The organism is Tritonibacter multivorans, from assembly GCF_001458415.1.
In the GTDB taxonomy this organism is placed as follows: Bacteria; Pseudomonadota; Alphaproteobacteria; order Rhodobacterales; family Rhodobacteraceae; genus Epibacterium; species Epibacterium multivorans.
In genome coordinates this window covers 212,113-230,663 of the sequence record NZ_CYSD01000042.1, presented here as the reverse complement: position 1 = coordinate 230,663, position 18,551 = coordinate 212,113, and the positions used below count along the sequence as shown (strand labels likewise).

Sequence of the window (18,551 nt, the reverse complement as noted above, 5' to 3'; positions counted from 1 at the left end):
TGAACCTGAGCCTTCCACACCCGTTTGCACCGGTTTTATCTCAGTGACGGTTACCAAGACCTTTACGGATTTAGCCGCATTGCAGCTAATTTAAGTCTTCAGGAGTTTTGCAGCGGCAAAGTCACGCGAAACCGCGCGCCAGTGTTTCCCGGAACATAGGTAACATCGCCGCCAAGGCGCAACATGATCTCGCGACAGATGGCCAGCCCCAACCCTGCACCGCCGGCGCGTTCGGGCGTAACCCTCGAGAATTTCTCGAAAATTACTTTTCGCTTGTCACTGGGCACGCCTTCGCCATTGTCCACGAAATCGATACAAACCAGATCCCCCAGCTCTTCAACCACAATTCTGAGAACCGGGTGGTCGGCGACGCAGTATTTTTGCGCGTTTGCGATGAGGTTTATGAACACCTGCGCCAAACGATCCAGATCGGTGTGGAGCACCAGCGCTTCCCGGCTGTGTTCGCGACGAATTTCCACCTGCGTGTCCGCCCCTGCCAGCGCCGCAGTCACCGAATGATCCAGTACCTCGCCCAACTTTCCTTCGGACAGGTTCAGGGACACCTGACCGTTTTCAAGCACACTCAGATCCAAGAGATCATTCAGCAGCCGTGTCAGCCGCTGGGCCTCGTCGTGAATGACGGTGGCGTACCGCTGCTGGTCTGCGGTGGCCAGATCGGGTGTGTCGCGCAGGATTTCGGAAAACGCCCGCACCGAGGTCATCGGCGTGCGCAGCTCGTGGCTGACCTGGCTCAGGAATTCATCCTTCTGACGGCTCAGCTGGGTCAATTGTTCATTGGTTTCGCGCAGTTTGCGCGCGGTGAGCTGCAGCTCCTGTGATTGTGCCTCAAGTCGAGCGGAGTATTCCAGCATCTGTGCGGATTCATCCGCCACCGCCAGCAGGTCATCCACCGACACCGAGGCGCCCCCCACAATCTGGCCGATCATCGCATGGGCCGCCGCAGAGCCGATCGAGGCCGAAAGTTCCTTCTCCAGCGCCTCAAGGAATCGGGGCGTGGGTTCTGGCAAGGGGCCAGGCCCGCCCTGTCGCGCCAATTCCCGCTGAAAAAACGCCTGCGCCTCTTCGGGGCCAAGGATCCGCTGGGACATGATCATCAGGTCTTCGGCCTGTGCAACGGACCCCAGCCAGCCACCGGGACCGGCGGAATGGTCAAAGACATCAACAAACTGCGCCCCTTGCAACCGTTCGAGCGGCGTCGGAAAGGTCAGCGTTGACACAAAGCAGAACGCCGCTGTGTTCAGGCTCAGCGACCACAGGACCGAATGGACAATCGGATCCAGCCCGGTGATGCCAAACAAGGCCTGCGGATGCAGCCACGCCAGCCCAAAGGGCCCGACCTCCAGCCAGTTGGGCGGCAAAAAGGCCCCGCCGAGTTCGGGCAGAAACAGCGTGTAAATCCAGATGCCAAACCCGGTCAGCAACCCGGCCAAAGCGCCCAGACGCGTGGCCCCGCGCCAGAACAGGCCGCCAACCAGCGCGGGCAGGATCTGGGCAATGCCGGAAAAGGAAATAATCCCGATCGCCGCCAGCGCATCCCCCCCGCCCGAGGCCTGATAATAGGCATATCCCAACGCCATGATCGCAGCGATGGCCAGACGCCGGGACATCAGGACAATATTGCGCACATCGCCTGAAACGGATGCGCCTTCTTCCCCGGTCTGCGCCGACAGCCAAATCGGCATCACAATATGGTTCGACACCATGGTCGACAGCGACATGGCCGCAACAATCACCATAGAAGTGGCCGAGGAGAAGCCACCGAGGAACGACAACACCGCCAGCCCCTCTTGCCCCGCGGCCATCGGCAGGCTGAGGACAAAGAGGTCGGGGTTGGTGCCTTCCGGCAGCATCTCGAGCCCGAGCGCCGCGATTGGCACAACAAAGACCGAAATCAGCAGCAAATACAGTGGGAAGGCCCAGGCCGCGACCTGAAGGTGGCGTTCGTCTTCGTTTTCGACCACCATGACCTGAAACATGCGCGGCAGGCAGACAAAGGCCGCCGCCGACAGAAAGGTGATCGTCGCCCAACGCGACCCGTCCACCTGCCAGCGGCCAAGGTCCGAGGCGTCAATACGATCCAAGACATCCGACACGCCGCCCGCCAGTCCCCAGACGACAAAGATCCCCACCGCGATCAGCGCAACGATCTTGACCACCGCCTCCAGCGCAACCGCCATCACCACCCCGTGGTGGCGTTCATTGGCGTTGAGGTTGCGGGTGCCGAACAGGATGGCAAAAGCGGCAAGACCCGCCGCAATCCAGAACACGGTGCCGGACTGATCATAGCCCTGCAGGCCATCGGCCTCGGCAAAGACGGACAACGATAGGGTGATCGACTGAAGTTGCAGGGCAATATAAGGTGTCACACCAATCACCGCGAGCAGCGTGACGCAGATTGCCAACGTATTGGACTTGCCATAGCGCGAAGACAAAAGGTCCGCGATAGAGGAAATCCGCTGGCTGCGACCAACCCGGACCAGTTTGCGCAGCCCCCACCACCAGGCGATCATGACCAGCGTCGGCCCAAGGTAGATCGTGACATATTCCAGCCCCGACCGCGCCGCATATCCAACTGCGCCATAAAAGGTCCAGGCGGTGCAATAGATGGACAGCGACAGCGTGTAGATCATCGCCGAGGACATAAAGCGTTTGCCGCGCCCCCGTTCGGCCAGACGATCCGCCCAGAAGGCAACAAGAAACAAAAGCGCCACATAGCTCAGGCACACCAGCCCAAGAAGGTTCAGCAACGTCATTCCAGAGGGCCTCCGGACGTGGTCTGCTCTGGAGACTGCTTTGGCCTCTGCTCAGCCCCCATCAGGGGCGAGGTCTGTCCGACCGGACCGACCAGCGCCTCAGCATCAGAGCGATGGGTCCAATGCACCGCCCAGAGCCGCACCGCGAGCGAAAAAGCCGCCCCGAAGCCGACCAAGACGGTCCACACGCAAAACACATAAATCATCGCTGCCGAGGTGCGCACGGCCTCTCCGGGTTCGGAGGTGTCGGCTGGCCACAGCAGCGGTACCGCAAAAAGAAGCGCCCCCATAATGGGGGCCAGACGGGCGATATCCATCAACCGCCGACGGCGATAGGTGGCTTTTTCAACAAAAAGGGCCAGACGTTCGTCGCGCTGCCCTGCCCCGTCATTGCGGATCGGCACCGGGGTCAGCCCTGCTTGGCAGCCACAGCGGCAACGCTGCCTGCTTCTGCGTCCGATGCGCCCTGCCGCTGCAACGCTTGCGCCCGCAGATCACGCACTGCGGTCAGAACTTCGGAATTGGCAAAAGGTTTGGTCATAAACCGTGTGACCCCGGCCTTCTCAGCCATTTCACGATCCTTGATCGCCCCGCGCGCGGTCAGCATCAGCACTGGCAAATCCGAAAAGCTGTCTTGCTGGCGCAGCTCCTTGATGATCTCTAGCCCGCTTTTTCCGGGCAGCATCAGATCCAGAATGACCAGATCGGGGGCGCATTCGGTGATTTTTGCCACTGCATCACTGCCATTGGCATGCACATCCACCTGCCAGCCCTCGCGGGTCAGCAGGAAGCGAATTGCCTCAGCAATATTGATCTCGTCTTCCACCAGCAGAACGTGGCCCATAGCCGCAGACATTCCTGCCATTCTCCCTTCCTCTCCTTGCACCGGCCCTATGGCTGCGTTTTGTTCCTGCAAAACAGCCGCAGAGCTCCTCCCGGTGCAGGGCGCGATCATGCACCAGGAAATTGGAAATGTCACCCAAGCTGTCACCCGGACGACATAAAATTATCCAAACCCGTGACCGGGGCCGATGCGCCCGTGTCAAAATGTTTCAGGCGCATCCCGCAGGATCGAGGGCTCCCGTCGCGCAGGACAAGCAGGTCGCGCGCAGATCCGACAGCTGGACCCCAGGCTTTGCGGCACCTCTGTCGCCGGGGCACTGCCTTCCTGATCCTGTTCGGGCAGGATCAGCATCACCGCCTGCAGCATTGGATCCGTCTGAAAATCCACCGGGCCCTCTGCCCAGCTGACGGCAAAGGTATTACACGGCCGGGCCGAACCACTTTGCTGCATAACACGACGGCGGATCGGGCGATGCGGGCGCGTAAGCGCCGTAAACAGCGGCCAAAGCGGACAAGATGCCCCAAAACGTGGCAAATTGAACCCGCGCACGGGTTTGCGAAACAGGATCGAGCCCGACGCATCACAGATCACCAGACCCGAGGGCCGCCCCAGCACCTCTTCGGACAGGACCCCCAAACGGCGCAGCATGACCGGCAGGGCCACATTAAACTCCTGCGCCAGGGCCGCCGGGTTCAGCTCTGCCTGTCCTGCCAGCGCCACGTCCATGGCGGTCATGGGCAGCAGACGCGCGTCTTCCAGATATTGATCAAGCGCCCGCAATGCCATTTTCCGCGCCGCATCGCTTTCCAGCTGAGGGCTTTCCCCAATCAGTTCTTCGGCGTGGGCGCGCCCGGCCTCGAGTTCAGCAAAATGGAAATCATGTTCGGCAAAGAACGCTTCGACTTCTTCCTGCGGCACGCCACGCCGTTCCGCACTGGTGTCGCCTTCGTCCAGAAAGCTCACCAAAGCGCGGCTGCTTTCAGCCAGCCGCAGGGAGTCCTCGTTCAGGTTTTGGTGAAACCGGTCGCGCCATTCGGCCTCCAGTTCGCCGGTTTCCGCAAGGATCGACGCAGTTGAGCGGATCGAGGCGGCCGTGGACAGCACCTCGTGCAGGGACGCCGCAAGGTGGGCGTCATGGGTCAGACGGTCCGACAAGGTCCGCACGGTCTGCTCCAACGTGGCAATCCGGCGATGGGCTGCTGACACGACCTCGGCCCAGCCCGGAAAGCGGCCCGCAAATTCCTCGAGCTTGTCGATTTCCGCAGAGGAGCTGTTGGCATCCGCCGCCGCCTCCCGCAGGGCCGCCAAAAGCGTGGCTTCGGCCCCTTCGGTCAAAAGCGAAGGTTCGACGCCAAGCGCCTGTGCCAAATTTACCAGCAGTTTGCCGCCAATTCTGCGGCGATTGTGTTCAATAAGGTTGAGATAGGACGCAGAAATGCCTACCTGCTGTGCAAGGTCAGCCTGGCGCAGGCCGGCCATCAAACGGCGCTCGCGGATGCGGCTTCCGGTCAAACTTTGGCCCACATCCTGCGCCCCGGACTTCGATCCGGCCGCGGTTGCGCCTTTGGCTAGCCCCTGTGCTGGCATTGGCACCCTCCCAGTGCGCGTCCTCCCTGCCCGTTAATTCAATCACTTTCCGCGTTGCAGCATAAGTAAATTTACAGAAAACGGGCCTCCCTGTTCATTTCTTTACTGGAAAACGATTTAAAACAAGGGATTTATTGCGCGACTTTACCAGTGCCTCCCATAGTAGTTTTGCACATAGTTGCAGATGTAGCGTGGAAGTGAGGAGCCACGCGTCATCTTACATTCTAGGGAGGAACTACATGTCTAAGACTGACGTGACCCGTCGTGGTATGCTCAAGACAGGTGCTGTTGCAGGTGCCGGTCTTGCGGTGCCGACGATTTTTACAGCACAAAGCGCCCATGCGTTTACCAATGAGCCCACGGGCGGCACGGTAACGCTGGGCTTCAACGTGCCGCAAACTGGTCCCTATGCGGACGAGGGTGCGGACGAACTGCGCGCCTATCAGCTGGCGGTCGAGCACCTGAACGGTGGCGGCGACGGCGGTATGATGCCCACCTTCAGCTCCAAAGAGCTTCAGGGCAACGGCATCCTGGGCAAGAAGGTCGAATATGTGACCGGCGACACCCAGACCAAATCTGACGCGGCGCGCGCCTCTGCAAAATCGATGATCGAAAAAGACGGCGCGATCATGATCACCGGTGGTTCGTCCTCTGGTGTGGCTGTGGCCGTTCAGGCGCTCTGCCAAGAAGCTGGTGTGATCTTTATGGCGGGTCTGACCCACTCTAATGACACCACCGGTAAAGATAAGCGGGCCAATGGCTTCCGCCACTTCTTTAACTCTTACATGTCCGGTGCGGCGCTGGCGCCGGTTCTGGCCAATGCCTATGGCACCGACCGCAAAGCCTATCACCTGACCGCGGACTACAACTGGGGCTACACCACGGAAGAAGCGGTGAAATCCTCGACCGAGGCCATGGGTTGGGAAACAGTTGCAGCGGTGAAGACCCCACTCACTCAAACGGACTTCTCGTCTTACATCGCTCCGGTTCTGCAGTCCGGCGCCGATACGCTGGTTCTGAACCACTACGGCGGCAACATGGTGAACTCGCTGACCAATGCGGTTCAGTTCGGCCTGCGCGACAAGCAGGTGAACGGCAAAGACTTCCAGATCATTGTTCCGCTTTACTCTCGCCTGATGGCGAAAGGTGCGGGTGCAAACGTGAAGGGCATCTTTGGCTCCACCAACTGGCACTGGTCGCTGCAGGACGAAGGCTCCAAGGCGTTTGTCCGTTCGTTCGGAACCAAATACGGCTTCCCGCCGTCTCAGGCCGCGCACACCTGCTATGTGCAGACCCTGCTTTATGCGGATGCCGTTCAGCGCGCAGGTTCGTTTGCGCCTTGCGCGGTTGCCGAAGCGCTCGAAGGGTTCGAGTTCGACGGCCTGGGCAATGGCAAGACGCTGTATCGCGCCGACGACCACCAGTGCTTCAAAGACGTGCTGGTCGTGAAGGGGAAAGAGAACCCGACGTCCGAGTTCGACCTTCTGGAAATCGTCGAAGTAACGCCGGCGGATCAGGTGACCTATGCACCGGATCACCCGCAATTCTCCGGCGGTGCTCTCGGCACCTGCAACAACGGGGCCTAAGCGCGTGTGACCGGTCGTTCGCGACCGGTCCTTTCGGCGGCGGAGCAACTCCCAAAGGTCCGCCGTCCCTGCACCCGCAACACAGCAAAAATGCCATGACGCCCGCGGCCCTGCTCGCGACGGGCTTGGTGCTTTGTTGTTTGCGTACACGCACTTGCACTCGGACTTCCAAAGGGTGGGACCATGGACGCAATAATTCTTCAAATCCTGAACGGGCTCGACAAGGGCTCGGCCTATGCGCTGATTGCGCTGGGTCTGACACTCATCTTCGGCACGCTGGGCGTCGTGAACTTTGCCCACGGCGCATTGTTCATGATCGGCGCCTTCTGTGCCGTCACCCTCAGCCGCATTCTGACGCTGAGCCATACGATCATCGACGACACGCAGAAAGATTTCCTTGGCAATCCGCTGAAGGTCGAGGTGCCTTACGTGCATGACATCTTTGGCGTGGCCACAGGCGATGCCATCATCGACTGGGCGGTGCCGCTGTCGCTGCTGTTTGCCATTCCGATCATGATCGCTGTTGGCGTCATTATGGAGCGTGGCCTGATCAAACACTTCTACAAGCGCCCGCATGCGGATCAGATCCTTGTGACCTTTGGTCTGGCGATCGTGCTGCAGGAAGTGATCAAGTATTTCTATGGTGCAAACCCGATCCCGACCCCCGCGCCCGATGCGTTCAAGGGGTCTTTTGATTTCGGCGCAGCGCTTGGCTTTGACCCGAACCTGATCATCTACCCCTACTGGCGGATCATCTACTTCGGCTTTGCAGCTGTGATCATTGGTGGCGTCTTTGCCTTCCTGCAGTTCACCACCTTTGGCATGGTGGTTCGCGCCGGCATGGCGGACCGCGAGACCGTGGGGCTTCTGGGCATCAACATCGACCGCCGCTTCACCATTATGTTTGGGGTCGCCGCTGCGGTCGCGGGCCTTGCGGGTGTGATGTACACGCCGATCAACTCGCCGAATTACCACATGGGTATGGATTTCCTTGTCTTGTCCTTTGTTGTGGTGGTCGTCGGCGGCATGGGGTCGCTTCCGGGCGCGGTGCTGGCAGGCTTCCTGCTTGGTATCCTCGAAAGCTTTGCCTCCATGCGCGAGGTGATCGACATCATCCCCGGCATCAACCAGGTCATCATCTATCTGGTGGCGATCGTAATTCTTCTCACCCGTCCCCGTGGCCTGATGGGTCGCAAAGGCGTGATGGAGGACTAAGACAATGTTCAAACTCGAAAAAACCGATCTCAGCCTGCTTGTGATTGTGGCCGTGCTGACGATGTTCGCCCCCTTCATCCTGAACCCTTTCCCTGCCGACAGCGCCATGGCGCAGTTCAATGCGGGCTATCCGGACCTGATGCAGCGATTTGTGATCTTTGGCGTCTTTGCCATTGGATTTAACATCCTGTTCGGCCTCACCGGCTACCTGTCCTTTGGTCACGCGGCCTTCCTTGGTGTGGGATCTTATGCGGCGGTCTGGATGTTCAAACTGCTGAGCATGAATGTGGTGCCGGCGATCATCCTGTCGGTCATCGTTGCGGGCCTGTTCTCGCTGGTTATTGGCTTTGTCAGCCTGCGGCGCTCGGGCATCTACTTCTCGATCCTGACGCTGGCCTTTGCGCAGATGATGTTCGCGCTGGCCTATTCGGTTCTGACCCCGATCACCGGGGGCGAGACCGGCCTGCAGCTGGCGCTGGATGATCCGCGTATTCTGGGCGTCTCCCAGACCGCAGGCGGCAATATTCCGGTGCCGAGCATTTTTGGACTTGAGATGCGCAGCAGCGCAGAGCTGGCCCTGGGCGCATGGTCCTTTACCTTCAATGTCGGCTACTACTTCTGTGCGCTGATCATGCTGGTGTCTTTCTATGTTGCGATCCGCATCTTCCGGTCCCCGTTCGGGATGATGCTGCGCGCGGTGAAATCCAACCAGCAGCGGATGAACTACACCGGGCTGAACTCCAAACCCTATACGCTGGCGGCCTTTGTGATCTCTGGCATGTATGCAGGTCTTGCCGGTGGCCTGATGGCCTCCATGGACCCGCTTGCCGGTGCGGAGCGGATGCAGTGGACGGCTTCGGGTGAGGTTGTTCTGATGACCATCCTTGGCGGTGTTGGCACCCTGATTGGTCCAGTTCTGGGCGCAGGCTTCATCAAATACTTCGAGAACATCTTCTCCAAGATCAACTCCACCATCCTGCACGAATGGTTCGCCTTCCTGCCGGATGGGCTCGAAGATCTTCTGGTCAATGTGCTCTACCCGTTCATCGGTAAGGGCTGGCACCTGACGCTGGGCATCCTGTTCATGCTGGTGGTGATCTACCTGCCCGGTGGTCTGGTCGAAGGCGGACAACGTGTGAACGGCTGGTTCCGCAACCGTGGCGCCAAAAAATCCACCACCAAGACAACCCCCGCAGAATAAGGAGCGCTTACGATGGGTATTCTCGAAGTCAAAAACGTCGGCAAACGCTTTGGCGGTCTGCAGGCGCTTGGTGATGTGAACCTCTCGGTGAAAGAGAACTCGGTTCACGCCATTATCGGCCCAAATGGGGCCGGTAAATCCACCCTCCTGAACTGTCTGGTGGGCAAGCTGATCCCGGACACGGGCTCTGTCATGTTTGACGGCCAATCCGTGCTGGGCCGCGCGCCTTACGAGATCAACCAAATGGGCATTTCCCGCGTGTTTCAAACGCCTGAAATCTTTGGCGATCTGAGCGTTCTGGAAAACATGATGATCCCCTGCTTTGCCAAACGCGATGGCGCGTTTGAAATGAATGCGTTTTCCGATGTGATGTCCCAAAAGGACGTTCTGGAGAAAGCCGAGCATATGCTGGAAGAGATGAACATGGCCGACAAGCGGCACATGCATGCAGCTGCGATGTCGCGCGGGGATAAACGCCGCCTTGAAATTGGCATGTGCCTGTCGCAGGAACCGCGTCTTCTGCTGCTGGATGAACCCACCGCCGGCATGGCGCGGGCCGATACCAACAACACCATCGACCTGCTGAAGGAAATCTCGGACCAGCGCGATATCACCATCGCGATCATCGAACACGACATGCATGTGGTGTTCTCCCTTGCCAATCGGATCACCGTTCTGGCGCAGGGCACACCGCTGGTCGAAGACGATCCCGAAAACATCCGTGGCAACCCGAAGGTGCGCGAAGCGTATCTGGGCGAAACGGCGTAAGGAGGCACGTCACTCAACCCGAAACCGGACCGAAAAGTGGACACCGGTTTTCGGACCAGTTGAGTGAGAAAGGAAAAAATCATGAACGTCAAACCGGATTTCTCCAAGAACGCCAATCAGGCTACCACGGCGCCAGCCTTTCTGTCGGTCTGGGACATGCACGCCTATTACGGCGAAAGCTATATCGTGCAGGGCATCAACTTTAACGTCCACGAAGGCGAGATCCTCGCCCTTCTGGGCCGCAATGGGGCTGGCAAAACCTCGACCCTGCGGTCGATTGCGCGCACCGGCTCGCCCATGGTGACACAGGGTGAAATTTGGCTGGATCACCAGCCGCTTCACCTGATGGAATCCCACGAGGCCGCCGCTGCGGGCCTTGGCCTGGTCCCCGAAGACCGCCGCATTATCCCCGGCCTCACGGTCGAGGAGAACCTGCAACTGGCGCAAATCGCGCCGCCCATTGGCTGGTCAATTGACCGCCTTTATGATCTGTTCCCGCGTCTGGGCGAACGCCGCAAACAGGAAGGCGTCACCCTGTCGGGCGGGGAACAGCAGATGCTGGCGATTGCGCGGGCGTTGGCGCGGGACATCAAAGTGCTGCTTCTGGACGAACCTTACGAGGGCCTCGCGCCGGTGATCGTGGACGAGATCGAAAAGACCCTCATCCACATCAAGGAACAGGGCATGACCACCATTCTGGTCGAACAGAATGCCGTGCGCGCGCTGGAGCTTGCTGACCGAGCGGTGATCCTCGACACCGGTGGCATTGTCTTTGACGGCACCGCCGCCGAGGTTCTGGAAAACGAAGAGCTGCGCGCCGAATATCTGGCGATCTGATCCGAACTCTCCCCGCCGGAGAATGCCCCAAGGTCGACGCCTTGGCCAATTTTCGGCCGCCTGACCGGTCCCCCACTGAACACATGGGGTGGCCGGTTTTTTCTTTTCACTTTCTCTTTTCTCCGGCCATGCTTCGCGGTTATCTGACACCATGACTTCTGACGCTGACACAATTGCCGATCTCGCCTTTGACCATGCGCCGCTGGGACTTGCCGTTCTGGATCACCGGATCATTCGCCGCTGCAACCGCCAGTTTGCCGCCACCTTTGGCGCCGAGGTGGCTGATCTGCTGAACCGGCCGATTGCCGATTTCTACCCCAGCAGCGAAGACTACAACCGGATTGGCGAGGTTCTGAAACTCAGCGAAGCGCCGGACGGGCTCTATCATGATGAACGGATCATGCGACGTGCGGATGCGCAATTGTTCTGGTGCCGGGTGCGGGGCCGGTCCGTGACGCCGGATGACCCGTTTAAAACCGGCGTCTGGAGCTTTGCCGATCTGTCCAGCGAACGGCCCGTCGTCACCCTAAGCGCCCGCGAACGCGAAGTTGCAATTTTCACCGCCCGCGGGTTGTCGGCCAAAGAAATCGGCCGCCAGCTTGATCTGTCCTACCGGACGGTCGAAACCCATCGTGCCCGCCTATTGGAGAAATTCGAGGCACGTAAGCTCCCGGAACTGGTGGCAAAACTATCGGGCATGCCTCTTTAAGGGCGAAAGCCCCCTTCTGGCACGCCCCATGCTGCCATTCCCCGCAATATCTCATTGCAAATAGCGCCAACTGTCACCATGTTAGCGACGAATACGAGCCCGCTTTCCTTATGGTCATCCATGGCCTATAAGGCTGCAAAATTCTAGCCCGGAGACAACCGGGCCATCAGGACTCTGCCGAGGAAGAAAATGACAAACAAAGCACATGACGCAGACGTGGCATTCATCAAGGCTCTGGCCGAGCTGCTGCGCGAAAACGACCTGACCGAACTTCAGGTCAAACGCGAATACGGCGATGACGACAGCCTGAACGTGCGTGTGTCCCGCCAAACCGCAGTGGCCGCACCGGTACAGATGCAAGTGCCCGCCGCCGCCCCCGTCGCCGCAGCAGCTGCCCCTGCCGCCGCAGCACCCGCAGCCGCAGCCCCGGCTGCAAGCGAAGATCCCGCCTCCCATCCGGGCGCCGTGACCTCCCCGATGGTTGGCACCGCATACCTGCAGCCGGAACCGGGTGCCGCATCCTTTATCTCGGTTGGTCAACAGGTTAGCGAAGGCGACACCCTGCTGATCGTCGAAGCAATGAAGACCATGAACCACATCCCCTCTCCCAAGTCGGGCACCGTGAAGCGCATCCTGATCGAAGACGGCGCCGCGGTTGAGTTCGGAACACCGCTGGTTATCCTCGAGTAAGGGGAGCAACCCAGATGTTTGACAAAATCCTGATTGCCAACCGCGGTGAGATCGCCCTCCGGGTGATCCGTGCTTGCCGCGAAATGGGCATCAAATCCGTGGCCGTGCATTCGACCGCCGACAGCGACGCCATGCACGTGCGCATGGCCGACGAAAGCGTCTGCATTGGCCCGCCGTCTTCGGCGCAAAGCTACCTGTCGATCCCGGCGATCATCTCCGCCTGTGAAATCACCGGCGCGCAGGCGATTCACCCGGGCTATGGCTTCCTGTCGGAAAACGCCAATTTTGTGCAGATCGTCGAAGACCACGACCTGACCTTTATTGGCCCCTCTGCCGCGCACATCCGTCAGATGGGTGACAAAATCACCGCAAAAGACACCGCGAAGGCATTGGGTATCCCCTGCGTTCCTGGCTCTGACGGTGGTGTGCCGGACTATGAAACCGCAAAGAAAGTTGCGGCAGACATGGGCTATCCGGTCATCATCAAGGCCACCGCCGGTGGTGGTGGTCGCGGCATGAAAGTCGCCCTGACCGAGGACGAGCTGGAAGTGGCCTTCCGCACCGCCCGTTCTGAAGGCAAAGCCGCCTTCGGCAACGACGAAGTCTATATGGAGAAATACCTCCAGCGTCCGCGCCACATCGAGATCCAGGTCTTTGGCGATGGCAAAGGCAATGGCGTGCATCTGGGCGAACGCGACTGTTCGCTGCAGCGTCGCCACCAGAAGGTGTTTGAAGAGGCCCCCGGCCCCTGCATCACCCCAGAAGAGCGCGCCCGTATCGGTAAAATCTGCGCCGATGCGATTGGTAAAATGGGCTACTCCGGCGCGGGCACCATCGAATTCCTCTATGAGGATGGCGAGTTCTATTTCATCGAAATGAACACCCGTCTGCAGGTGGAACACCCGGTGACCGAGGCGATCTTTGGTCAGGACCTCGTGCGCGAACAGATCCGCGTCGCATCCGGCCTGCCGCTGTCGTTCAAGCAGGAAGAGCTGGAAATCAACGGCCACGCCATTGAGGTCCGCATCAACGCCGAACGTCTGCCGAACTTTGCCCCCTGCCCGGGTAAAGTGACCGCCTATCACGCGCCCGGTGGTCTGGGTGTGCGCATGGATTCTGCGCTTTATGACGGCTACTCCATCCCGCCCTATTACGACAGCCTGATCGGCAAGCTGATCGTCCACGGCCGCGACCGCCCCGAGGCGCTGGCGCGTCTGGCGCGTTCGCTGGGAGAGATGATCGTGGATGGGGTCGACACCTCGACCCCGCTGTTTGAGATGCTTTTGCAGGAAGACGACGTCCTGAGCGGCAACTACAACATCCACTGGCTGGAAAAATGGCTGGACCGCACGTTCCCCGAATAAGAACGTGACGATAGTAAGCAACTGATAAAAAAGGGCGAAGCTGAGGCTGTCGCCCTTTTTCTTTTGTGCTAGGTAAGACTTATGGAGCTTTCAGCCGATCTTCTTCTGCACGCCTATGCCAGCGGTGTGTTTCCCATGGCGGAAACCCGCGACGCGGAAGAGGTGTTCTGGGTCGACCCCAAACAGCGCGGCGTCCTGCCGCTCGATGGGTTTCACATCTCCAAATCGCTCGCCAAACGCATTCGCAAAGGCCGCCATGGCATCAGCGTCAATGGCGATTTTGCGGGCGTTGTCGAAGGCTGTGCGGACCGGGAAGAGACCTGGATCAATGACGAAATCTTTGATCGCTATCTGGAACTGCACACCCTTGGCTTTGCCCATTCTCTCGAGGTCTGGGATGGTCAGGATCTGGTTGGCGGCGTCTATGGCGTGTCGCTGGGGGGCGCGTTCTTTGGCGAAAGCATGTTTTCTCGGCGCACGGATGCCTCAAAAATCGCGCTGGCCTATCTGATTGACCGGCTGCGCATAGGAGGCTTTGGCCTCTGTGACACGCAGTTCATCACACCGCATCTGGCGTCCTTGGGCGGGCAAGAGATCCCGCGCGCGGACTATCGCAATCGCCTTGCAGTTGCGTTGCAGATGGAGGGGGATTTTCTAAGCCCCGAGATCCCGTCGCCTCAGGCGCTTTTGCAGCGCAGCAGCCAGACATCATAACGGCGATCATCTAGCGCATTCAGCGCCGGGCTAGACGCCACCATCCAGCCCTGAAACTTCACCGCACCCGATTGCGGGTTGCGAATGGTGACAAACCCATAGGCGTCGCCTGTCGGATTGTCCGCCGGGTAGCGGCATTCATGCAGGGTCACCAGCACACCAAACATCTGCGCGGAACCGCCCACAGGCAGCTCGGAGGTTTGCGTGTGACCATTGACCTTGTCCAAGGCCCGCAACTCACCCAGGGCACCGCTGTCTGCACGCCCCTGTTCGACGGACTGGGCGGGTTGCAGCGTGGTCAGACGCGCGCCATCATCCTGCCCATCGCCCAGCGGGTCGAGTTCTTCTACGGTGATGCTCTGCGCGTGGGCCGGGCTCATCACAACCGGAGCCAGCAACGCAGCGCCGATCGCAATTGCGGAACGCGCCAAGGTCTGGATCATGTTCAGTCGCCGCTGCCAGAAACAAACTTGACCAGCAGCGAAATCAGGCTCACTGCGCCTTGGGTGTCCGTGATTTCATCACCCGCTTCGAGGTTATAGGGCGAGCCGCCCGGCATGACTTCGACAAAGTTGCCGCCCAACAGCCCTTCCGAGGAAATCACCACCGCGCTGTCGTCGGGGATGGCGACGCCCTGCTCGACCGCAAAGGTCGTGTCGGCGCGGAAGGTTTCCGAGTTCAGCGCAACATCGGTGACGGTGCCGATTTTCACGCCAGCCAGACGCACATCGGTGCCAACATTGACCCCTTCCAGCGACCGGAATGACGCACTCAGGTCGTAGGTCTGACCACCGGCGCCAACACCGGCCACCTGGCTGGCATAGGCCCCAAATGCAACTGCGGCAGCAAGGACCACCCCGCCAACCAGAACCTCGGTCGTGTTTTGAGACATTTTCATCCTGCCTTCTGGCGGCGCCAACCTATGAGTTGGCTCCGAAAAAATTCGTTGATCCGTCGCGTTGGGTGCGGGCCGTTATTCCGGCACCCAAGCCTCGTAATCGCGGCGATCCTTGGGCTCTCCACCGGCGCGGATCGAACCTGCCGGCGCATAGGCCAGCATGGTGCCGGTCAGGTTTTCCTGATGCGGCTGTTCCCAATCCTTGCGCTTCAGCGGCTTCTCACTCGGCACTTCGTCAAAAGTGCGGTGCAGCCAGCCGTGCCAATCGGCGCCAATGCGCGAGGCTTCGGCTTCGCCATTGAAGATCACCCAGCGTTTGCTGTCGTCTGCGTTGCGATAGAACGTATTGCCCTGCTCGTCTTCGCCGACCTTTTTCCCGTGGCGACGGGTAAAGATCATCGTGTTCAGGGTTGCTCCGTTCCACCAGGTAACGGCGCTCAATAGAGTGTTCAGAATTCCCATGGGTGCCTCCGAAATGCTGCTTCGCTGTATGGCCCAATTTCCGACAGAGGTCCAGATGCTAAGGGCGCGCACCTAAATTTGTCATGTGTTGTGACACCTTGCCGTCGCGCCACGGCCCCAAATCCGGCCCAATTCACGGGAAATATGAAGGGAGAGAACCTAAGAACGGTTTAACCCTTGGAAGGAAACGCAAATGGCACGGGTCTTGCTTCAACTGCTGTGCACGGCACTGACGCTGGCGTTCTTTTTCTACCAGCACAACGCCCACACACAGGATACCGCCTCAGCGGCCCCCCAGAGCTTTTCAGCCAAGCGGATCAAAGTGTCGGGTACTGCGGGGGCTGTGCAGGTCTCTGATCCATCCAAACACCCGGACGTCTGGCTGATGCCCCTGCTGGACCGGCTGTTTTCTTATCCCGATCTGCAACACGCAAGTGCGGCCCTTGGCCTGACGTTTACATCCGGGAAATCCCTCTGACCATAGTCGGGGCAAGGCACCCCGGCTCGAACCGGCCGGGATTGCCCATGTATTTTTGACTTAAGCCTGCGGCGCCAGCGCGGTCAGTTCGATCTCGATCCGGAATTTCGGGTCGATCAGGTTGCATTCTACCATGGTGGCCGCTGGTGGGTTTTCGCCAAAGGCTTCGGCGAGGATCGGCCAGCAGGGTTCGAACTCTGCCGCGTCGGGCAGGTAATAGTTCACGCGCACAACCTCAGCAAAGCTGGAGCCCGCTTTTTCCAGCGCCCCTTTGATGGTGTCGAGCGCCGCTTTGCACTGTTCTTCGACGGTGTCGCCCGCACCAACGGTGCCTGCAACATGCACAAAACCGCCAGCCACTACGGCCCGGCAATAGCCGATTTTCGCTTCGAATTCACCGCCAGAAGAGATGCGTTTGATGGTCATGGTTTTTCCTTTCCTGTTTGGCGACGTTAATCCCCAAAACGCACCCGCGCCGCAAGCCTTTGTTTCGGAGCATAAAGGTAAACCGTCTCGCTCGAGACATCGCGCACATACCAGCCGCCGGGCGTCGCCAATGCGTCGCGGATCTCCTGAACCAGTGTTTCAGGCCAGTCTATTTGGCAAAAGCCGATCGAATCTTTGATGTTTGGCCCGAGCGCTGCGGCTGGGGTTTCCCGCCAATCGCCGCCGAAATGAAAATCCCATGGGATTAGATCTTTTGGATCTACAGGGCGCTCCCGTAAGTCACGGCTTGGTGGATGCAACGGCATTGGATCGCCGATCCGAACAATCGCATAGGTGCATCCCCACGTTTCCCCTCTGGGATTGTATCGTCGACTTTGAAGAACTTCCGCTACTGGCAAGAGTCCCTCAAAGAAGTGTGTCGCAAAAATCGGATCTTCGACACGCCGCGTTTGCACGGGCCAGCCCACAAACAGCCACCATCCACACCCATAGAAAAAGGCCAATGTCAGTGCGACATTGGCCATTCCCTTGATCAGATCAATACCGATGCGCAAAAGCGATTACCCAGCGGATGCGGGCTCTTTTGCTTCGCCTTCGCCGTGGATCATCAGCGGTTGCTTGTCAGAGTTCACCGCCTCTTCGTTCACCACAACCTCGGTCACGCTGTCCATACCCGGCAGGTCGAACATGGTGTCCAGCAGGATGTCTTCCATAATGGAGCGCAGACCACGGGCACCGGTTTTACGCTGGATTGCCTTGTCGGCAATCGCTTTCAGCGCGTCCTCGGTAAAGGTCAGTTCGGTGTCTTCCAGTTCGAACAAGCGCTGATACTGTTTCACCAGCGCGTTCTTCGGCTTGGTCAGAATGGTGATCAACGCATCTGCGTCCAGATCTTCCAGCGTCGCCAAAACCGGCAGACGGCCGACAAATTCCGGAATCAGGCCGAATTTCAGCAGATCTTCGGGCTCCAGCTCTTTGAACAGCTCGCCCACACCGCGGTCATCATTGTCGCGCACATCCGCGCCAAAGCCCATGGCAGAGCCCTTGCCCCGCTGTGCAATGATTTTATCCAGACCGGCAAAAGCGCCACCACAGATGAACAGGATGTTCGTGGTGTCCACCTGCAGGAATTCCTGCTGCGGGTGCTTGCGACCGCCCTGCGGCGGCACGCTCGCCACGGTGCCTTCCATCAGCTTCAGGAGCGCCTGCTGCACGCCCTCGCCCGACACATCGCGGGTGATGGAGGGGTTTTCAGACTTGCGGGTGATCTTGTCGACCTCGTCAATATAGACGATGCCACGTTGTGCGCGTTCGACGTTGTATTCAGAGGCCTGCAGCAGCTTCAGGATGATGTTTTCAACGTCTTCACCGACATAACCCGCCTCGGTCAGCGTGGTCGCGTCGGCCATGGTGAAGGGCACATCCAGAATGCGCGCCAGCGTCTGGGCCAGAAGCGTCTTACCGCAACCGGTCGGGCCGATCAGCAGAATGTTGGATTTCGCCAGCTCAATATCGCTGCCGGCCTTCTGGGCGTGGTTCAGACGTTTGTAGTGGTTGTGCACCGCGACGGACAGAACGCGTTTTGCGGTGGCCTGACCAATCACGTAGTCGTCCAGAACGCCACAAATGTCTTTTGGGGTCGGCACACCATCGGTGGCCTTCAGACCGGAGGCTTTTGTTTCCTCGCGGATGATGTCCATGCAAAGCTCAACGCATTCGTCGCAGATGAACACGGTCGGACCCGCGATCAGCTTGCGTACCTCATGCTGGCTCTTGCCGCAGAAGCTGCAGTAAAGCGTGTTCTTGCTGTCGCCGCTGGAGTTCGTCGCCATGGTTACCCTTTCATCCGCCCCGGGACTTGGCGTCTTAAAGGTCTTCTGCCCCGGATTTATGCCAGCTTAGGATGATCCCAGACCGGCCACAATGTCAAAACGCGCCCCACCCCCTGTGGGGCGCGTGATATTTTCAAAAGCGGTT

Annotated in this window: 20 protein-coding genes; 10 read left to right on the top strand and 10 right to left on the bottom strand. The window is 59.3% G+C overall.

The features are described from left to right. Window positions 1–98: 98 nt before the first annotated feature. The 4 genes from TRM7557_RS16860 to TRM7557_RS16845 form a co-directional block, all read right to left on the bottom strand. Window positions 99–2,774 (bottom strand): ATP-binding protein, encoded by a 2,676-nt coding sequence (locus TRM7557_RS16860; protein ID WP_058291381.1) that lies wholly within the window; start codon window positions 2,772–2,774, stop codon window positions 99–101. Then, the gene (locus tag TRM7557_RS16855; RefSeq protein WP_074941815.1) at window positions 2,771–3,178 is read right to left on the bottom strand and encodes a hypothetical protein; all 408 of its coding nucleotides are present in this window, start codon (window positions 3,176–3,178) and stop codon (window positions 2,771–2,773) included. Before TRM7557_RS16855 ends, TRM7557_RS16860 begins: the two co-directional genes overlap by 4 nt. A 5-nt stretch (window positions 3,179–3,183) precedes the next feature. Continuing rightward, complete coding sequence (locus TRM7557_RS16850; RefSeq protein ID WP_413081166.1) at window positions 3,184–3,639, bottom strand: response regulator transcription factor; 456 nt, start codon at window positions 3,637–3,639, stop codon at window positions 3,184–3,186. A gap of 177 nt (window positions 3,640–3,816) precedes the next feature. Then, on the bottom strand, window positions 3,817–5,205 hold the full coding sequence (locus TRM7557_RS16845) for a helix-turn-helix transcriptional regulator (RefSeq protein WP_082626642.1): 1,389 nt from the start codon (window positions 5,203–5,205) through the stop codon (window positions 3,817–3,819). A gap of 239 nt (window positions 5,206–5,444) precedes the next feature. Here TRM7557_RS16845 and TRM7557_RS16840 point away from each other — a divergent pair, with 239 nt between their 5' ends. The 9 genes from TRM7557_RS16840 to aat all read left to right on the top strand — a co-directional run bounded on the left by TRM7557_RS16840 (window position 5,445) and on the right by aat (window position 14,289). Next, entirely contained in the window at window positions 5,445–6,791 is a 1,347-nt protein-coding gene (locus tag TRM7557_RS16840; protein ID WP_058291379.1) for a substrate-binding protein, read from the top strand. A 183-nt stretch (window positions 6,792–6,974) separates the two neighbouring features. Continuing rightward, the gene (locus TRM7557_RS16835) at window positions 6,975–8,006 is read left to right on the top strand and encodes a branched-chain amino acid ABC transporter permease (protein WP_058291378.1); all 1,032 of its coding nucleotides are present in this window, start codon (window positions 6,975–6,977) and stop codon (window positions 8,004–8,006) included. Between the two features lie 4 nt (window positions 8,007–8,010). Continuing rightward, window positions 8,011–9,207, top strand: coding sequence for a branched-chain amino acid ABC transporter permease (locus TRM7557_RS16830; RefSeq protein WP_058291377.1), 1,197 nt, complete (start codon window positions 8,011–8,013; stop codon window positions 9,205–9,207). 12 nt (window positions 9,208–9,219) lie between these two features. Further along, window positions 9,220–9,975, top strand: a complete 756-nt coding sequence (locus tag TRM7557_RS16825; RefSeq protein ID WP_058291376.1) for an ABC transporter ATP-binding protein — start codon at window positions 9,220–9,222, stop codon at window positions 9,973–9,975. Window positions 9,976–10,056: 81 nt separating this feature from the next. Continuing rightward, the gene (locus TRM7557_RS16820) at window positions 10,057–10,812 is read left to right on the top strand and encodes an ABC transporter ATP-binding protein (protein ID WP_058291375.1); all 756 of its coding nucleotides are present in this window, start codon (window positions 10,057–10,059) and stop codon (window positions 10,810–10,812) included. A 172-nt stretch (window positions 10,813–10,984) separates the two neighbouring features. Further along, a complete protein-coding gene (locus TRM7557_RS16815; RefSeq protein ID WP_058291628.1) occupies window positions 10,985–11,521 on the top strand; it encodes a PAS and helix-turn-helix domain-containing protein in 537 nt (178 codons plus the stop codon). A gap of 189 nt (window positions 11,522–11,710) precedes the next feature. Continuing rightward, window positions 11,711–12,211, top strand: coding sequence for an acetyl-CoA carboxylase biotin carboxyl carrier protein (gene accB / locus TRM7557_RS16810; protein WP_058291374.1), 501 nt, complete (start codon window positions 11,711–11,713; stop codon window positions 12,209–12,211). Window positions 12,212–12,225: 14 nt separating this feature from the next. Continuing rightward, window positions 12,226–13,575, top strand: coding sequence for an acetyl-CoA carboxylase biotin carboxylase subunit (gene accC, locus TRM7557_RS16805; protein ID WP_058291373.1), 1,350 nt, complete (start codon window positions 12,226–12,228; stop codon window positions 13,573–13,575). 81 nt (window positions 13,576–13,656) lie between these two features. Next, complete coding sequence (gene aat / locus TRM7557_RS16800) at window positions 13,657–14,289, top strand: leucyl/phenylalanyl-tRNA--protein transferase (protein WP_058291372.1); 633 nt, start codon at window positions 13,657–13,659, stop codon at window positions 14,287–14,289. Here aat and TRM7557_RS16795 read toward each other — a convergent pair. From TRM7557_RS16795 to TRM7557_RS16785, 3 genes are all read right to left on the bottom strand, one after another. Next, entirely contained in the window at window positions 14,253–14,732 is a 480-nt protein-coding gene (locus TRM7557_RS16795; protein ID WP_328586554.1) for a DUF2155 domain-containing protein, read from the bottom strand. The two genes, aat and TRM7557_RS16795, sit on opposite strands and share 37 nt — an antisense overlap. Window positions 14,733–14,734: 2 nt before the next feature. Then, entirely contained in the window at window positions 14,735–15,181 is a 447-nt protein-coding gene (gene mlaD, locus TRM7557_RS16790; RefSeq protein WP_058291626.1) for an outer membrane lipid asymmetry maintenance protein MlaD, read from the bottom strand. Between the two features lie 81 nt (window positions 15,182–15,262). Beyond that, entirely contained in the window at window positions 15,263–15,649 is a 387-nt protein-coding gene (locus TRM7557_RS16785) for an NADH:ubiquinone oxidoreductase subunit NDUFA12 (RefSeq protein ID WP_058291371.1), read from the bottom strand. A gap of 193 nt (window positions 15,650–15,842) precedes the next feature. Here TRM7557_RS16785 and TRM7557_RS16780 point away from each other — a divergent pair, with 193 nt between their 5' ends. Beyond that, a complete protein-coding gene (locus TRM7557_RS16780; protein ID WP_058291370.1) occupies window positions 15,843–16,127 on the top strand; it encodes a hypothetical protein in 285 nt (94 codons plus the stop codon). Window positions 16,128–16,187: 60 nt separating this feature from the next. On the opposite strand, the gene TRM7557_RS16775 is transcribed toward TRM7557_RS16780, so the two are convergent. From TRM7557_RS16775 to clpX, 3 genes are read right to left on the bottom strand one after another with little or no spacing between them, the layout of a single operon-like run. Next, window positions 16,188–16,553 carry a RidA family protein gene (locus tag TRM7557_RS16775; protein WP_058291369.1) on the bottom strand — a complete coding sequence of 122 codons (366 nt, stop codon included), beginning with the start codon at window positions 16,551–16,553 and terminating at the stop codon, window positions 16,188–16,190. Between the two features lie 26 nt (window positions 16,554–16,579). Continuing rightward, window positions 16,580–17,098, bottom strand: a complete 519-nt coding sequence (locus tag TRM7557_RS16770) for a hypothetical protein (protein WP_074941813.1) — start codon at window positions 17,096–17,098, stop codon at window positions 16,580–16,582. Window positions 17,099–17,134: 36 nt separating this feature from the next. Beyond that, window positions 17,135–18,406, bottom strand: coding sequence for an ATP-dependent Clp protease ATP-binding subunit ClpX (clpX, locus tag TRM7557_RS16765; RefSeq protein WP_058291367.1), 1,272 nt, complete (start codon window positions 18,404–18,406; stop codon window positions 17,135–17,137). Window positions 18,407–18,551 lie beyond the last annotated feature (145 nt).

Bases quoted from the DNA above. Each gene is read 5' to 3' on its own strand.
- TRM7557_RS16860 (WP_058291381.1), bottom strand. From the start codon at position 2,774: ATGACGTTGCTGAACCTTCTTGGGCTGGTGTGCCTGAGCTATGTGGCG.
- TRM7557_RS16850 (WP_413081166.1), bottom strand. From the start codon at position 3,639: ATGGCAGGAATGTCTGCGGCTATGGGCCACGTTCTGCTGGTGGAAGAC.
- TRM7557_RS16845 (WP_082626642.1), bottom strand. From the start codon at position 5,205: ATGCCAGCACAGGGGCTAGCCAAAGGCGCAACCGCGGCCGGATCGAAG.
- TRM7557_RS16840 (WP_058291379.1), top strand. From the start codon at position 5,445: ATGTCTAAGACTGACGTGACCCGTCGTGGTATGCTCAAGACAGGTGCT.
- TRM7557_RS16835 (WP_058291378.1), top strand. From the start codon at position 6,975: ATGGACGCAATAATTCTTCAAATCCTGAACGGGCTCGACAAGGGCTCG.
- TRM7557_RS16830 (WP_058291377.1), top strand. From the start codon at position 8,011: ATGTTCAAACTCGAAAAAACCGATCTCAGCCTGCTTGTGATTGTGGCC.
- TRM7557_RS16825 (WP_058291376.1), top strand. From the start codon at position 9,220: ATGGGTATTCTCGAAGTCAAAAACGTCGGCAAACGCTTTGGCGGTCTG.
- TRM7557_RS16820 (WP_058291375.1), top strand. From the start codon at position 10,057: ATGAACGTCAAACCGGATTTCTCCAAGAACGCCAATCAGGCTACCACG.
- accB (WP_058291374.1), top strand. From the start codon at position 11,711: ATGACAAACAAAGCACATGACGCAGACGTGGCATTCATCAAGGCTCTG.
- accC (WP_058291373.1), top strand. From the start codon at position 12,226: ATGTTTGACAAAATCCTGATTGCCAACCGCGGTGAGATCGCCCTCCGG.
- aat (WP_058291372.1), top strand. From the start codon at position 13,657: ATGGAGCTTTCAGCCGATCTTCTTCTGCACGCCTATGCCAGCGGTGTG.
- TRM7557_RS16795 (WP_328586554.1), bottom strand. From the start codon at position 14,732: ATGATCCAGACCTTGGCGCGTTCCGCAATTGCGATCGGCGCTGCGTTG.
- mlaD (WP_058291626.1), bottom strand. From the start codon at position 15,181: ATGTCTCAAAACACGACCGAGGTTCTGGTTGGCGGGGTGGTCCTTGCT.
- TRM7557_RS16785 (WP_058291371.1), bottom strand. From the start codon at position 15,649: ATGGGAATTCTGAACACTCTATTGAGCGCCGTTACCTGGTGGAACGGA.
- TRM7557_RS16780 (WP_058291370.1), top strand. From the start codon at position 15,843: ATGGCACGGGTCTTGCTTCAACTGCTGTGCACGGCACTGACGCTGGCG.
- TRM7557_RS16775 (WP_058291369.1), bottom strand. From the start codon at position 16,553: ATGACCATCAAACGCATCTCTTCTGGCGGTGAATTCGAAGCGAAAATC.
- TRM7557_RS16770 (WP_074941813.1), bottom strand. From the start codon at position 17,098: ATGGCCAATGTCGCACTGACATTGGCCTTTTTCTATGGGTGTGGATGG.
- clpX (WP_058291367.1), bottom strand. From the start codon at position 18,406: ATGGCGACGAACTCCAGCGGCGACAGCAAGAACACGCTTTACTGCAGC.